The sequence below is a fragment of the Lelliottia sp. CFBP8978 genome, from assembly GCF_034046055.2.
Lineage (GTDB): Bacteria > Pseudomonadota > Gammaproteobacteria > Enterobacterales > Enterobacteriaceae > Enterobacter.
Genome location: NZ_CM188253.1, coordinates 3229511 through 3244770 on the forward strand (window position 1 = coordinate 3229511; position 15260 = coordinate 3244770).

Below are 15260 nucleotides of genomic sequence, written 5' to 3' on the forward strand. Positions count from 1 at the left end.
GGAGCGTGTTACGCTTGCCCATCATGTTTATGTTGCTGTATCGCGTGTTCTTTTTTGAACTCCGCTAGCAACTTTGCTTGCTCTTCAGTCAGAGCCAGGTTTTCCAGAAGTTCAGGTCTTCTAAGCCAGGTACGGCCCAGCGACTGCTTCAAACGCCAGCGACGTATCTCAGCATGGTTCCCCGACAGTAATACCGCCGGTACTTCCATCCCTTCTAACACTTCAGGGCGGGTATAGTGTGGGCAGTCCAGCAATCCATCAGCAAAAGAATCTTCTGTTGCCGAAGCTTCATGGCCCAGTACACCCGGAATAAACCGGGCAACGGAGTCAATCAGCGTCATTGCCGGTAACTCACCACCGCTGAGAACGTAATCGCCGATAGACCATTCTTCGTCAATCTCGGTTTGGATTACGCGCTCATCTATGCCTTCATAGCGTCCACACACCAGAATCAATTTCTGATTCGTGGCCAGTTCGCTTACGCCTGCTTGATCAAGCTTGCGTCCCTGAGGTGACAGATAAATCACCTTCGCGCCTTCACCTGCCGCGGCTTTTGCTGTATGGATGGCGTCCCGTAAGGGTTGCACCATCATTAGCATCCCCGGTCCGCCGCCGTAAGGACGTTCGTCCACGGTACGGTGCCGGTCATGCGTGAAGTCACGAGGACTCCAGCTTTCGATGCTCAGCAGGCCTTTTTTTACTGCCCGGCCAGTTACCCCGTAATCAGTAATCGCGCGGAACATTTCAGGAAACAGGCTAATAATGCCAATCCACATAGCGCCGTCTTTTACCGTTTATCCGGAGAATTTAAAAACCAGGATCCCAATCTACTTCAATCGTGCGAGTAGTGAGATCGACTTTCTTGATAACCTGCCCATCGAGGAACGGAACCAGCCGCTCCTTGATGCCAAATGCATCTTTCAGGTTTGCCTTAATGACGAGAACGTCATTTGACCCGGTTTCCATCATGTCGATGACTTTCCCCAGGGCATAGCCTTCAGTGGTCACTACCTGGCAACCCATAAGGTCTTTCCAGTAGTAGCTTCCATCTTCAAGCTGAGGCAATTGCGACGAATCAACGACAATTTCACAATTGGTCAGGAGATTCGCTGCATCGCGATCGTCAACGCCTTTCAGCTTGATCACGATATCCTGATTGTGGTGGCGCCAGCTTTCCAGCTCGACCGCTTCCCACTTACCGCCTTTCTGGATAAACCAGGGCTGGTAATCAAAAATGCTTTCAGCGTCTTCAGTGGAGGAAAACACTCTGAGCCAACCACGAATACCGTAGCAAGAACCCATTTTTCCCAATACGATCGGTTCAACAGGTGCTTTAATGCTCATCATGACCACCGTGACAGATTAAGCTGCTTTGTTTGCTGCTTTGATAAGCGTAGCAACGCGATCGGAAACAGTAGCGCCCTGGCCAACCCAGTGAGCGATACGATCCAGATCCAGACGGGTTTCTTCTTCAGAACCGCTAGCGATCGGGTTGAAGAAACCAACGCGCTCAATGAAGCGACCGTTGCGTGCATTACGGCTGTCAGTCACAACAACCTGGTAGAACGGACGCTTTTTTGCGCCGTGACGTGCTAAACGAATAGTTACCATAACATCCTCTTGTGTGAATAAAACACTGGGCCCCATCGAGGAACGGAGCCCAGTGTCATATTAAAAGCCCGAAAATTTTACTGATTTCTGGAGAAATTGCAATCAGCATATGCTTCACATATGCCAAACAAGGGTTATAAGGCGTATATCGGTGCAGCCAGTTTAGTTCCGGCGTGCGCGCAGAAAGCGGAGCGTACACGTAGTACGTGAGCATTTCGAGCACACCCCGGAGCTAAAATGGCAAACAAGATAGCCTTATATCCCTTGTTTCAGCGGCCAGGGAATCCCGGCGGCATCATGCCTTTCATGCCACGCATCATTTTCGCCATCCCGCCCTTCTTCATTTTCTTCATCATGCGCTGCATGTCGTCGAACTGCTTCAGAAGGCGGTTTACATCCTGCACCTGCATCCCGCAACCGGCCGCAATACGGCGTTTACGGGAACCTTTGATAATCTCTGGCTTCGCACGTTCTTTCAGCGTCATCGAATTGATGATCGCTTCCATACGCACCAGCACTTTGTCATCCATCTGCGCTTTTACGTTATCCGGAATCTGGCCCATGCCCGGCAGCTTTCCCATCAGGCTCGCCATTCCGCCCATGTTTTTCATCTGACGCAGCTGTTCCAGGAAGTCGGTTAAATCAAACCCGTCGCCTTTTTTCAGCTTGCTCGCCAGCTTCTCAGCCTGCGCGCGGTCAACTTTGCTCTCGATATCTTCGATCAGCGACAGCACATCGCCCATGCCGAGGATACGGGAGGCAATACGATCGGGGTGGAACGGCTCCAGCGCTTCAGTCTTCTCGCCGACGCCGAGGAATTTAATCGGCTTACCGGTGATATGACGAATAGAGAGCGCCGCACCGCCGCGGGCATCACCGTCCACTTTGGTCAGCACCACGCCGGTTAACGGCAGCGCTTCGTTAAACGCTTTTGCGGTATTCGCGGCATCCTGGCCGGTCATCGCATCGACAACAAACAGCGTCTCTACCGGATTAATCGCGGCATGAACCTGTTTGATTTCGTCCATCATTGCTTCGTCAACGTGCAGACGACCGGCGGTATCCACCAGCAGCACGTCGTAAAACTTCAGCTTCGCTTCTTTCAGCGCCGCATTAACGATATCGACGGGTTTCTGCGCGACGTCGGACGGGAAGAAATCCACGCCAACCTGCTCTGCCAGAGTTTCGAGCTGTTTGATCGCCGCAGGGCGATAAACGTCGGCAGACACAACCAGCACTTTTTTCTTGTGCTTTTCGCGCAGGAATTTACCCAGCTTACCGACGCTGGTTGTTTTACCCGCACCCTGTAAACCCGCCATCAGCACAACCGCTGGCGGCTGCGCGGCCAGGTTCAGGACCTGGTTCTCTTCGCCCATCGCCGCAACCAGCTCGTTGCGCACGATTTTGACGAATTCCTGACCCGGCGTCAGGCTCTTATTGACTTCATGACCAACCGCTTTCTCTTTCACACGGCTGATGAACTCACGCACGACGGGCAGCGCCACATCGGCTTCGAGTAACGCCATACGCACTTCGCGCAGCGTCTCTTTCACATTATCTTCAGTGAGGCGTCCACGTCCGCTGATGTTGCGCAGCGAGCGCGACAAACGATCGGTTAAATTATCAAACATTGTCTATCGCCTGAGGTAGAAACGTTAGGTCGCCACAGCGACACATACACAGAATTTTGCCGCAGTATAACATGAAGGCGCCTTTGTTGTTATGCAACGGTTGGAGCACGCGTCACGTAACGTTATACTGCTTATCTTTCTAATTAAGACAACTGTCGACGCCTATATGCCTGTTTTCGCACTGATCGCCCTTGTTGCCTACTCTTTCAGCCTTGCGCTGATCATTCCCGGCCTGTTGCAAAAAAACAGCGGCTGGCGACGAATGGCTATTTTGTCGGCAGTTATCGCCCTGGTCAGCCATGCGTTTGCACTGGAGTCGCGCATCATTCCTGGCGATGGTAGCGTACAAAACCTGAGCGTACTGAACGTGGGATCGCTGGTCAGTCTGATGATCTGTACGGTCATGACCATCGTCGCGTCCAAAAACCGTGGCTGGCTTCTGCTGCCGATTGTGTATGCCTTTGCTCTCATCAATCTGGCCTTCGCCACCTTTATGCCTAACGAATTCATCACCCACCTGGAAACAACTCCGGGCATGATGGTGCATATTGGCTTGTCGCTTTTCTCGTATGCCACGCTGATCATTGCGGCGCTGTATGCCATGCAACTGGCCTGGATTGACTATCAGCTTAAGAATAAAAAGCTGGTTTTCAATCAGGAAATGCCACCGCTGATGGTCATTGAGCGTAAGATGTTCCATATCACCCAGATTGGTGTCGTTCTGCTCACGCTGACGCTGTGTACCGGCCTGTTTTATATGCAGAACCTGTTCAGCATTGAGAATATCGACAAAGCCGTTCTCTCAATTATCGCGTGGTTCGTTTATATCGTCCTGCTGTGGGGCCACTATCACAAGGGCTGGCGCGGTCTTCGCGTCGTCTGGTTTAACGTCGCTGGCGCAGGCATCCTGACGGTGGCTTATTTCGGTAGCCGCGTCATTCAGCAGTTTGTCGGCTAAGTAACAAAGGAGTTCCCTCTGGAACACATCTCCACCACCACACTGATCGTCACGCTGATCGTCATGGTGGTTATTTCCGCCTATTTCTCTGGTTCAGAGACCGGCATGATGACCCTGAACCGCTATCGGTTACGTCATCGCGCTAAACACGGCAATCGTGCTGCCCGTCGCGTAGAGAAATTACTGCGCAAGCCTGACCGACTGATTAGCCTGGTACTCATCGGCAACAACCTCGTCAATATTCTCGCCTCGGCGTTAGGCACCATCGTAGGAATGCGGTTGTATGGCAATGCCGGCGTCGCGATCGCAACGGGGGTTCTGACGTTTGTGGTGCTGGTGTTTGCAGAAGTGCTGCCAAAAACTATCGCGGCGCTCTATCCGGAGAAAGTGGCTTATCCGAGCAGTTTCCTTCTCGCGCCTCTGCTGATCCTGATGATGCCGCTGGTCTGGCTGCTGAATATGGTGACTCGCCTGCTGATGCGTATGGTTGGCATTAAAGCGGACGTCACGATCAGCAGCGCGCTCAGCAAAGACGAACTGCGCACCATCGTGAATGAATCCCGCTCGCAAATTTCGCGCCGGAATCAGGACATGTTGCTGTCGGTGCTGGATCTGGAAAAAGTCAGCGTTGACGACATCATGGTGCCGCGTAATGAAATCGTGGGTATCGACATCAACGACGACTGGAAAGCCATCGTCCGCCAGCTGACACACTCACCGCATGGCCGCATCGTGCTCTATCGCGACTCGCTGGACGACGCCATTGGGATGCTGCGCGTGCGCGAAGCCTATCGTCTGATGACCGAGAAAAAGGAGTTCACCAAAGAGGTCATGCTCCGTTCCGCTGATGAGATCTATTTCATTCCGGAAGGCACGCCGCTCAGCACGCAGCTGGTTAAGTTTCAGCGAAATAAAAAGAAAGTCGGCCTGGTGGTCGATGAATATGGTGATATTCAGGGACTGGTGACGGTCGAAGACATTCTGGAAGAGATTGTCGGTGATTTCACGACATCAATGTCGCCTTCTCTTGCAGAAGAGGTTACGCCGCAAAATGACGGGTCGGTGCTAATTGACGGTAGCGCCAACGTGCGTGAACTCAACAAAGCCTTTAACTGGCATCTGCCAGAGGATGACGCCCGGACGATCAACGGTATGATTCTGGAAGCGCTGGAGGAGATCCCGGCGGCTGGAACGCGGGTTCGCATCAGCCAGTATGATATTGATATCCTGGATGTTCAGGACAACATGATTAAGCAGGTGAAAGTTATCCCGGTAAAACCGCTTCGGGACAGCGTGGCAGAATGAAAAGTCCCCTCTCCAGGCGGAGAGGGGAAACTGAATCAGCCCTTCGCTTTCGCGACAGTCACCATCGCCGCACGAATCGTACGACCATTCAGCGTATAGCCTTTTTGCATCACAGCCAGCACGTTGCCCGCCGCCACATCTTCAGATTCAACCATCGCAATCGCCTGGTGAACGTTCGGGTCAAGCGCCACGTTGGTGTCAGCCACCACTTCAACGCCAAACTTACGTACCACATCCAGCATGGATTTCAGCGTCAGCTCAAGGCCTTCCACCATTGCAGCCATATCCGGATTCGCTTTGTCTGCGACTTCCAGCGCGCGATCCAGGCTGTCGATAACAGGCAGCAGCTCGTTGACGAATTTCTCCAGCGCAAATTTATGCGCCTTCTCCACGTCCAGCTCGGTACGGCGACGCAGGTTTTCCATTTCCGCTTTGATACGCAGCACGCCTTCGCGCTCGCGATTCTGCGCTTCTGTTAACTGAGCTTCCAGATTCGCAATTTTTTCATCGCGCGGGTCCACCTGCTCAGCAGAAGTGTCCGGCTCTACAGCCTCAACTTCTTCGTGCTGTTCCGTGATAATTTCTTCCGGGGCTTGCCCCTCAGGCGTTTTCTGTTCTTTACTACTCATGAATTTCTCCGCGTTTTTCTGCATTCATCTCGCTAACTTCGCTTATTATGGGGATCAGTTTCCGGGATTCAAGGGAACAAAGCACATTGTCATCATCATTCGACACAAGGACCTCCAGAAAATGAATAATCATTTCAAGTGTATTGGGATTGTCGGGCATCCACGTCATCCTACCGCGCTGACGACACATGAAATGCTGTATCGCTGGCTGTGCGCGAAGGGTTATGACGTCATCGTTGAACAGCAAATAGCGCAGGAACTGCAGCTCAAAAATGTCAAAACCGGCACGTTGGCGGAAATTGGGCAACAGGCCGATCTCGCCGTGGTGGTTGGCGGCGATGGTAATATGCTCGGTGCCGCGCGAACGCTGGCGCGCTACGACATTAAAGTCATTGGAATCAACCGCGGCAACCTTGGCTTCCTGACCGATCTTGACCCGGATAATGCCCATCAGCAGCTTGCCGATGTGCTGGATGGCCATTACATCAGCGAAAAACGCTTTCTGCTGGAAGCGCAGGTATGTCAACAAGACTGTCAGAAGCGCATCAGCACTGCCATCAATGAGGTCGTTTTGCATCCAGGCAAAGTGGCGCACATGATTGAGTTTGAAGTCTATATCGACGAAGTTTTCGCCTTTTCACAGCGTTCGGATGGGCTGATCATCTCTACGCCCACAGGCTCGACAGCCTATTCTCTTTCCGCGGGCGGCCCCATTCTGACCCCTTCGCTGGATGCGATCACCCTGGTGCCGATGTTCCCCCACACCCTCTCGGCTCGCCCGCTGGTCATTAACAGCAGCAGCACCATCCGCCTGCGATTCTCACATCGCCGCAACGACCTCGAAATCAGCTGCGACAGTCAAATCGCGCTGCCGATTCAGGAAGGTGAAGATGTGTTAATTCGTCGATGCGACTATCATTTAAATCTGATTCACCCGAAAGATTACAGTTATTTCAACACGCTAAGCTCAAAACTCGGCTGGTCAAAAAAATTGTTCTAATTTTGCATCCAGCACTTTACTGTATATAAAACCAGTTTATACTGTATGAAAACACAGTTATGGTTTTTCATACAGGAAAACAATTATGCTGGCACAACTGACCATCAGCAACTTTGCCATTGTTCGTGAGCTTGAGATCGATTTTCAGAGCGGAATGACGGCCATTACCGGTGAAACCGGTGCAGGTAAATCCATTGCCATTGATGCGCTCGGCTTGTGTCTGGGCGGCCGTGCCGAAGGCGACATTGTGCGCACCGGCGCAAGCCGTGCCGACCTCTGCGCACGTTTCTCATTGAAAGATACTCCTGCCGCGCTGCGTTGGCTTGAAGTGAATCAACTCGAAGACGGGCGTGAGTGTTTACTTCGCCGCGTAATTAGTAGCGATGGCCGTTCGCGCGGCTTTATCAACGGTACTGCCGTTCCCCTTTCTCAGCTTCGCGAGCTGGGCCAACTGCTGATTCAAATCCATGGACAGCATGCCCATCAGCAGCTCATCAAACCTGAACAACAAAAAGCACTGCTTGATGGCTACGCAGGTGAGTATGCACTCACTCAACTTATGGCAGAGCACTACCGTCAATGGCACCAGAGCTGTCGTGAACTGGCCCAGCATCAACAGCAAAGCCAGGAGCGCGCCGCCCGCGCCGAACTGCTGGACTATCAGTTAAAAGAGCTCAATGAGTTCAACCCACAGCCCGGCGAGTTTGAGCAGATTGACGAAGAGTACAAACGTCTGGCCAACAGTGGGCACCTGCTTTCAACCAGCCAGCAAGCGTTGAATCTGCTGGCCGATGGTGAAGAGCTGAATTTACAGAGCCAGCTATATACCGTGCGTCAGCAGGTGACTGAACTGGCCAGCCTCGACAGCAAACTTTCTGGGGTGCTGGATATGCTGGAAGAAGCGGCTATTCAGATCTCTGAAGCCGGCGAAGAACTGCGCCATTATTGCGAGCGTCTGGATCTCGACCCCAACAGATTGTTTGAGCTTGAGCAACGCATCTCCCGACAAATTTCTCTGGCACGTAAGCACCACGTCACGCCAGAAGAGTTACCGAATTATCATCGTTCTTTGCTGGACGAACAGCAGCAGCTCGACGATCAGGCCGACTCACTGGAAACCTTGTCACTGGCAGTGGGCGTTCATCATCAACAGGCGCTGGCAACGGCAAAACAGCTTCATGCCGTCCGCCAGCACTATGCGCAGGAACTGGGTCAATACATCACCGACAGCATGCATGCGTTGTCGATGCCGCATGGCGTCTTTACGATTGATGTCAAACTGGAAGAAAACCACCTGACCGCCGAAGGTGCTGACCGTGTAGAATTCCGCGTCACCACTAACCCAGGCCAGCCTTTACAAGCGATCTCCAAAGTCGCCTCCGGCGGTGAGTTATCACGTATCGCTCTGGCAATTCAGGTCATCACCGCCCGTAAAATGGAAACGCCAGCACTGATTTTCGACGAAGTGGATGTCGGGATCAGCGGCCCAACGGCGGCTGTCGTCGGTAAATTGCTACGTCAGTTGGGCGAGTCCACCCAGGTCATGTGCGTGACGCATCTTCCTCAGGTGGCGGGCTGCGGGCACCATCACTTCTTTGTCAGTAAAGAAACCGATGGCGAAATGACAGAAACTCACATGCAACCGTTAGATAAAAAGGCACGTTTGCAAGAGCTGGCGCGACTGCTGGGCGGAAGCGAAGTGACGCGTAATACGCTGGCTAACGCCAAAGAACTGCTGGCTGCGTAAACTTTTTCGGGATCTCAGGGTCATACAGAACAACAAAAACGCCGTAAGACCGGTTTCAAAGTGGGGCAAGGTCTATTATCATCGGCATATAACATATGAGCCGCGTATTGCTCGGGCCCGAAAAGGAATCAAATCACTATGCGCTGTAAAACGCTGACCGCTGTCGCAGCGGTTCTTCTGATGTTGACCGCAGGTTGTTCCACTCTGGAGCGAGTGGTTTACCGTCCTGATATCAACCAGGGGAACTACCTCACACCTAACGATGTGTCTAAAATTCGTGTTGGTATGACACAACAGCAGGTCGCTTATGCACTGGGAACCCCGATGATGTCCGATCCGTTCGGCACTAATACCTGGTTCTACGTATTCCGCCAGCAGCCTGGCCATGAAGGTGTGACGCAGCAAACGCTGACGCTGACATTTAATAGCAGCGGTGTGTTAACCAACATTGATAACAAACCGGCGCTCACCAAAGAGTAAGGGTTTAGTCATGCAAAAAGGTGCTCAATGAGCACCTTTTTTGTTTCGGTAAATCATTGCCATTCAGAATGACAAATTCAGCGATTCCGTTATTTTGCTGACTTTTCTGCGCGTTGGCGGCGCAACTCCTTGGGGTCTGCGATAAGCGGGCGGTAAATCTCAACGCGATCGCCATCGTTAAGCGTGTCCGTCAGTTTGACCGGACGACTGTAAACACCCACTTTATTCTTCGTCAGATCAATATCACTGCGCAGTTCGAGCAAACCAGAAGCACGAATGGCGTCTTCAACGGTCGCCCCCTCTTCGAGCTTCACTCGCTGCAAATACTGTTTTTCCGGCAGTGCGTAGGCCACTTCAATGGCAATTTTAGGCGGCACTGTAGACCTCTTTGGCACGGACGGTGAATGCCTGAACCATGTTAGAAGCCAGCTCTTTAAATATACGGCCAAACGCCAGCTCGATCAGCGTATTGGTAAACTCAAAATCCAGATGGAATTCAATACGACAGGCATCCGCGCTGAGTGGAGTAAACTTCCAGCCTCCCATCAGTTTTTTGAACGGGCCATCGACCAAATGCATCAAAATGCTTTGGTTATCGGTCAACGTATTACGCGTGGTAAACGTTTTACTGATCCCGGCTTTAGAGACATCCACCGCTGCTGTCATCTGCGTCGGGCCAACATCCAGCACCCGGCTACCGGTACATCCCGGAATAAACTGCGGATAGGACTTCACGTCATTCACTAACTGATACATTTGTTCCACACTGTAGGGGACAAGCGCAGTACGGCTAATCTGAGGCATAGCTTTTTCCATGGTCACACAACGGACAAATAATAACATTTATCCCTTGTTAAAAAAACGCTAAGGCTCATCTCGTGCTAAGATAGCGCGTTAGACCTCACAGGACGCAATCGCAATGAGGTTACTTTTTGAACTCAGATTACCTATGGCTTCACGACACTTATGACGAAGAAAAAAGTACATAAACCTGGCTCGGCAACCATTGCGCTCAACAAGCGTGCCCGCCATGAGTATTTCATTGAAGAAGAATTCGAAGCTGGCCTTGCGTTGCAGGGCTGGGAAGTTAAATCCCTGCGCGCAGGTAAAGCAAACATCAGCGACAGCTACGTGATTATGATTGATGGCGAAGCCTTCCTGTTTGGCGCGAACTTTACGCCGCTGGCGGTCGCCTCTTCACACTACGTTTGTGACCCGACGCGCACGCGTAAGCTGCTGCTCAACCAGCGCGAACTGGCTTCACTCTTTGGCCGTATTAACCGCGAAGGTTACACCGTCGTCGCTCTGTCTCTGTACTGGAAAAACGCCTGGTGTAAAGTGAAAATCGGCGTGGCGAAGGGTAAAAAACAGCACGACAAACGTGATGACGTGAAAGACCGCGAATGGCAGGTCGATAAAGCGCGTATCATGAAACACGCTGGTCGTTAATTTCTGTCTGTATTTTGTACTTATTATGCTGATTTAAGAACTTATCGTTCGGCGCTGGCATCTCCGATGACAGTTCTGGTATACTGAGTTCAACACATTGGGGCTGATTCTGGATTCGACGGGATTTGCGAAACCCAAGGTGCATGCCGAGGGGCGGTTTGCCTCGTAAAAAGCCGCAAAAAAATAGTCGCAAACGACGAAAACTACGCTTTAGCAGCTTAATAACCTGCTAAGAGCCCTCTCTCCCCAGCCTCCGCTCTTAGGACGGGGATCAAGAGAGGTCAAACCCAAAAGAGATCGCGTGGAAGTCCTGCCTGGGGCTAAAGCGCTAAAACTAATCAGGCTAGTTTGGTAGTGGCGTGTCTGTCCGCAGGTGCCAGGCGAATGTAAAGACTGACTAAGCATGTAGTACCGAGGATGTAGGAATTTCGGACGGGGGTTCAAATCCCCCCAGCTCCACCAAAATCTTCAATCGATGATTACCAGAGTCATCCGATTAAGTCTAAAGAGCCCGCATGGCACAAGCCCTGCGGGCTTTTTTGTGCCTTTAATTTGTCCTGGGAAGTCTGAAGCAAACTAATTAAATCCGAACCTTTTAGGCACCTTGTTAGGCACCTCATAAAGCATTATTGTTTTCAAGGTGCCTAAAACTATGGAAACCCGACAATGGCAAGACAAACCAAACCTTTATCCGTCAAGGAAATCGAATCAGCAAAACCCAAAGAAGCGGACTACGTTCTTTATGATGGCGATGGCCTTGAGCTACTCATCAAATCCAGTGGCAGTAAAATATGGCAGTTTCGCTACATTCGCCCTGTCACCAAGAAGCGGGCGAAGAAAAGCATCGGCCCCTATCCGTCAGTCACACTTGCCGATGCTCGAAGCTACCGGACAGAGGCTCGCGTTCTACTCGCAAAACAAATTGATCCTCAGGAGCATCAGCAAGAACAACTCCGCAGTTCGCTTGAAGCCAAAACCAACACTTTCCAACTCGTAGCTGAACGTTGGTGGAATGTGAAGAAAGCCAGTGTGACCGAGGACTACGCAGAGGATATCTGGCGCTCGCTGGAGAGAGATGTTTTACCAAAGATTGGCGATATCAGTATTACAGATATTAAAGCCCATACTCTGGTTCAGGCAGTTCAACCGGTTCAGGCCAGAGGAGCACTGGAAACCGTCCGTCGCCTGTGCCAACGAATCAATGAGGTCATGGTTTATGCTCAAAACACAGGTCTGATTGATGCTGTCCCCAGTGTCAATATTGGCAAGGCATTTGAGAAGCCTCAGAAAAAGAACATGCCAAGTATACGTCCAGACCAGCTACCGCAACTCATGCAGACCATGCGTACCGCCAACATTATCCTACCAACACGATGCCTATTCATGTGGCAACTACTTACTATCACCCGCCCTGCCGAAGCAGCTGAGGCTCGTTGGGATGAGGTAGACCTGGAAGCACGAGAATGGAAAATCCCTGCATCACGCATGAAAATGAACCGTGACCATACCGTTCCATTGTCAAATGAAGCAATGGCTGTTCTGGAAATGATTAAGCCGTTAAGCGGCAACCGAGAATTTATCTTTCCCAGCCGTATCAAGCCAAACCAGCCAATGAACAGTCAGACCGTCAACGCATCGCTAAAACGCGCAGGTTTTGGTGGGGTGCTTGTTTCACACGGTCTGCGATCTATTGCCAGTACGGCCCTTAATGAGCAAGGCTTCCCGCCTGATGTCATTGAGGCAGCACTTGCCCATGTGGATAAGAATGAGGTTCGTCGTGCTTATAACCGCAGCGATTACCTGGAGCAGCGTCGTCCAATGATGCAATGGTGGGCTGATTTTGTGAAAGCGGCAGATACTGGAAGCATGATTGAAGGTGAAGTGAAAAAGCTACGACTTGTTGGGTAGTAAAATGGCCCCTAGAACAGATCTGCTGGAACAACGGGGGCAATGATGCAGACGTGGGTTGATTATGTCATGAGTGGCAAATAAAAACCCGCCTCCTGTCAGCAGGAGCCTGTCCATAATTCTGTGTAACTGCCAGCCTATTAAAGGTGCTCGTTTAGACGGTCACCGAACTCGATAATAAAGCGACTCATTGCCAACCGCCAGTTCTGGATCGGCATATTCCATTTTTTCGACGCCGACTCGATCGCCAGATAAATAACTTTTCTCACCGAGTCGTCTGTCGGGAACACTTTACGCTTTTTAATCGCTTGCCTGATCACGCTGTTCAGCGATTCGATTGCGTTGGTCGTGTAGATCGCTTTGCGGATATCGGCTGGGTAACCGAAGAACGTGTTGAGATTTTCCCAGTTAGTACGCCAACTTTTGCTGATTTGCGGGTATTTCTCATCCCAGACGTTCGCGAACGCATCCAGCGCCATCAGAGCCGCTTCCTCTGTCGGAGCCTGATACACCGTTTTTAACCCACTGGTTACCGCTTTGTAGTCTTTCCACGACACATACTTCAGGCTGTTACGCACCATGTGGATAATACACAGTTGGATGTGAGTGTGCGGATAAACACTGTTTATCGCCTCCGGGAAGCCTTTCAGTCCGTCCACACAGGCAATCAGGATGTCCTGAAGGCCGCGATTTTTCAGCTCTGTCAGCACATTCAGCCAGAACTTTGCACCTTCGTTTTCCGCCAGCCACATACCCAGTAGTTCTTTCTGACCTTCGGTATTAATCCCCAACGCAAGGAATACGGCTTTATTAATTACGCTGCCATTGTGACGAACTTTCACCACAATACAGTCAAGATAAACAATGGGATAGAGAGTATCCAGTGGCCGGTTTTGCCACTCAGTAACCTGTTCTTTTACCGCATCGGTAACCTTTGATATCAGCGAGGGGGAGACATCAGCGTCGTACATTTCTTTAAACGTGGCGACGATTTCCCGCGTGGTCATCCTGTAAGTATCCCTGTAAAACGAACCATTCACTTTTAGAGATCTTCCGACATACTGTTTATGTCCCCTGAGGAGATCGTCATGCGCAAAGCCCGATTCACCGAGCACCAGATCATCACCGTTCTGAAGTCTGTCGAAGCCGGACGCACCGTCAAAGATGTTTGCCGCGAAGCGGGAATATCGGAGGCCTCGTATTACAACTGGAAAGCAAAGTACGGCGGTATGGAAGCCTCTGATATCAAAAAGATGAAAGATCTTGAGGACGAAAACCGCCGACTCAAACAGATGTTTGCCGATCTCAGTCTGGAATGCCGGGCGCTGAAAGACGTCATTGAAAAAAAGCTTTAAAACCAGCGATAAAGCGGGAACTCGTCGGTTATCTGACCTCGCAATTTATGATGAGCACTCGCCAGGCATGCAGGACGTTATCGCTGAGCAGGACGGTGTACTTTTACCAGCCCGATACCCGGCGTGATGAACCGGTGATCCACGCGTTGACTGAGCTGGCGGAGCGCTATCCACGATACGGTTTTAAGAAGCTGTTCCAGCTACTGCGCAGGCAAGGCAACACCTGGAACCACAAACGCGTGCACCGGATTTACTGTCTGCTGAAACTGAATTTTCGTCGCAGGGGAAAGCAGCGTCTGCCAGTACGCAACCCCGCGCCACTGGCCACGCCGGAAGCGCTAAACCAGAGCTGGTCCATCGATTTTATGCATGATGCTCTGGTCTGTGGCAGACGCTTCAGAACCTTCAATGTGGTGGATGACTTTAACCGCGAAGCGCTGGCGATAGAAATTGACCTGAATATCCCGGCCCAACGCGTTGTGAGAGTGCTGGACAGGATCGCAGCAAACCGGGGCTATCCGCTGAGGATGCGGATGGATAATGGCCCGGAACTTATCTCAGTGGCGCTGGCGCAGTGGGCCGAAGAACATGGGGTAGTGCAGGAATTCATCAAGCCAGGTAAGCCGACACAGAACGCGTTTATCGAGCGCTTTAACCGGACGTACCGGACAGAAATCCTGGATTTTTATTTGTTCAGGACACTGAATGAAGCACGGGAAATCACGGAGCGCTGGCTGGCCGAATATAACAGCGAGCGACCTCATGAATCCCTGAATAATCTGACGCCGGAAGAATACCGGCTGATGGCTGAAAAACCGGAACTCTCAAAAAGTGTGTGGAGCTAAAACAGGTATGCTTACAATAAACCTGATACCTCCAGCTTTTCAGCCACGGCATCCTGTACAACGTCCGACATCGTTAACCCTTGTCTTCTGCATCCTCTGCAATGTGTCTTTTATGCCGAAGGCGATAAAGGACAGACTGCTGTCATTACACCCGTGCTTTTGCTGATCCGGGCAAGCGCCATTTTTTCGTGCCCGTCTTCCGCTTCGGTCAGCCAGTCGCAGGCAAAACCGTTTTTCACCGGACAACAAATCATCACTGCACTTTCTGGTGCAGCAAACTCATCCGATGTCCTCGGTACAGGTTTGCCGGTACACCCCACCAGCAGCAGGGTGGTTAACATT

Annotated in this window: 16 protein-coding genes, 1 other RNA gene and 1 pseudogene; 9 read left to right on the forward strand and 9 right to left on the reverse strand. The window is 51.4% G+C overall.

Features of this window, described 5'->3' with window-relative positions:
* Window positions 1-8: 8 nt before the first annotated feature.
* The 4 genes from trmD to ffh all read right to left on the reverse strand — a co-directional run bounded on the left by trmD (window position 9) and on the right by ffh (window position 3242).
* Entirely contained in the window at window positions 9-776 is a 768-nt protein-coding gene (trmD, locus tag SOM82_RS15190) for a tRNA (guanosine(37)-N1)-methyltransferase TrmD (RefSeq protein WP_154128878.1), read from the reverse strand.
* 31 nt (window positions 777-807) lie between these two features.
* Entirely contained in the window at window positions 808-1347 is a 540-nt protein-coding gene (rimM, locus tag SOM82_RS15195; protein ID WP_154128877.1) for a ribosome maturation factor RimM, read from the reverse strand.
* Between the two features lie 15 nt (window positions 1348-1362).
* Window positions 1363-1611, reverse strand: a complete 249-nt coding sequence (gene rpsP / locus SOM82_RS15200) for a 30S ribosomal protein S16 (protein ID WP_014171249.1) — start codon at window positions 1609-1611, stop codon at window positions 1363-1365.
* 269 nt (window positions 1612-1880) lie between these two features.
* Window positions 1881-3242 (reverse strand): signal recognition particle protein, encoded by a 1362-nt coding sequence (gene ffh / locus SOM82_RS15205; protein WP_154128876.1) that lies wholly within the window; start codon window positions 3240-3242, stop codon window positions 1881-1883.
* A gap of 166 nt (window positions 3243-3408) precedes the next feature.
* Between ffh and SOM82_RS15210 the strand changes: the two genes are divergently transcribed.
* Window positions 3409-4200, forward strand: a complete 792-nt coding sequence (locus SOM82_RS15210; protein WP_154128875.1) for a cytochrome C assembly family protein — start codon at window positions 3409-3411, stop codon at window positions 4198-4200.
* An 18-nt stretch (window positions 4201-4218) separates the two neighbouring features.
* Entirely contained in the window at window positions 4219-5505 is a 1287-nt protein-coding gene (locus SOM82_RS15215; RefSeq protein ID WP_154128874.1) for an HlyC/CorC family transporter, read from the forward strand.
* A 35-nt stretch (window positions 5506-5540) separates the two neighbouring features.
* Here SOM82_RS15215 and grpE read toward each other — a convergent pair whose 3' ends face one another.
* Complete coding sequence (grpE, locus tag SOM82_RS15220) at window positions 5541-6134, reverse strand: nucleotide exchange factor GrpE (protein WP_154128873.1); 594 nt, start codon at window positions 6132-6134, stop codon at window positions 5541-5543.
* A gap of 121 nt (window positions 6135-6255) precedes the next feature.
* Between grpE and nadK the strand changes: the two genes are divergently transcribed.
* From nadK to bamE, 3 genes are all read left to right on the forward strand, one after another.
* Window positions 6256-7134, forward strand: coding sequence for an NAD(+) kinase (gene nadK / locus SOM82_RS15225; RefSeq protein WP_154128872.1), 879 nt, complete (start codon window positions 6256-6258; stop codon window positions 7132-7134).
* 85 nt (window positions 7135-7219) lie between these two features.
* Entirely contained in the window at window positions 7220-8881 is a 1662-nt protein-coding gene (recN, locus tag SOM82_RS15230; protein ID WP_154128871.1) for a DNA repair protein RecN, read from the forward strand.
* Window positions 8882-9019: 138 nt separating this feature from the next.
* Window positions 9020-9361, forward strand: a complete 342-nt coding sequence (gene bamE / locus SOM82_RS15235) for an outer membrane protein assembly factor BamE (protein ID WP_095282982.1) — start codon at window positions 9020-9022, stop codon at window positions 9359-9361.
* 89 nt (window positions 9362-9450) lie between these two features.
* Here bamE and SOM82_RS15240 read toward each other — a convergent pair whose 3' ends face one another.
* Entirely contained in the window at window positions 9451-9738 is a 288-nt protein-coding gene (locus SOM82_RS15240) for an RnfH family protein (RefSeq protein WP_320461689.1), read from the reverse strand.
* Window positions 9728-10165 carry a type II toxin-antitoxin system RatA family toxin gene (locus SOM82_RS15245; protein ID WP_320461690.1) on the reverse strand — a complete coding sequence of 146 codons (438 nt, stop codon included), beginning with the start codon at window positions 10163-10165 and terminating at the stop codon, window positions 9728-9730. Before SOM82_RS15245 ends, SOM82_RS15240 begins: the two co-directional genes overlap by 11 nt.
* Before the next feature lie 162 nt (window positions 10166-10327).
* Between SOM82_RS15245 and smpB the strand changes: the two genes are divergently transcribed.
* The 3 genes from smpB to SOM82_RS15260 all read left to right on the forward strand — a co-directional run bounded on the left by smpB (window position 10328) and on the right by SOM82_RS15260 (window position 12718).
* Window positions 10328-10810, forward strand: coding sequence for an SsrA-binding protein SmpB (gene smpB, locus SOM82_RS15250; protein WP_154128868.1), 483 nt, complete (start codon window positions 10328-10330; stop codon window positions 10808-10810).
* 99 nt (window positions 10811-10909) lie between these two features.
* Window positions 10910-11272, forward strand: a transfer-messenger RNA (tmRNA) gene (ssrA, locus tag SOM82_RS15255).
* A gap of 204 nt (window positions 11273-11476) precedes the next feature.
* The gene (locus tag SOM82_RS15260; protein ID WP_320461691.1) at window positions 11477-12718 is read left to right on the forward strand and encodes an integrase; all 1242 of its coding nucleotides are present in this window, start codon (window positions 11477-11479) and stop codon (window positions 12716-12718) included.
* A gap of 140 nt (window positions 12719-12858) precedes the next feature.
* Here the strand turns inward: SOM82_RS15260 and SOM82_RS15265 are convergent.
* A pseudogene (locus SOM82_RS15265) lies at window positions 12859-13725 on the reverse strand (IS256 family transposase); the annotation flags it as partial.
* An 81-nt stretch (window positions 13726-13806) separates the two neighbouring features.
* Between SOM82_RS15265 and SOM82_RS15270 the strand changes: the two are divergent.
* A protein-coding gene (locus SOM82_RS15270) for an IS3 family transposase (protein ID WP_320460062.1) occupies window positions 13807-14918 on the forward strand; the annotation gives its coding sequence in 2 pieces (ribosomal slippage) (window positions 13807-14068 and window positions 14068-14918; 1113 coding nt in all).
* Between the two features lie 110 nt (window positions 14919-15028).
* Here SOM82_RS15270 and SOM82_RS15275 read toward each other — a convergent pair.
* Window positions 15029-15259 (reverse strand): hypothetical protein, encoded by a 231-nt coding sequence (locus SOM82_RS15275; RefSeq protein WP_320460063.1) that lies wholly within the window; start codon window positions 15257-15259, stop codon window positions 15029-15031.
* Window position 15260: the final 1 nt, after the last annotated feature.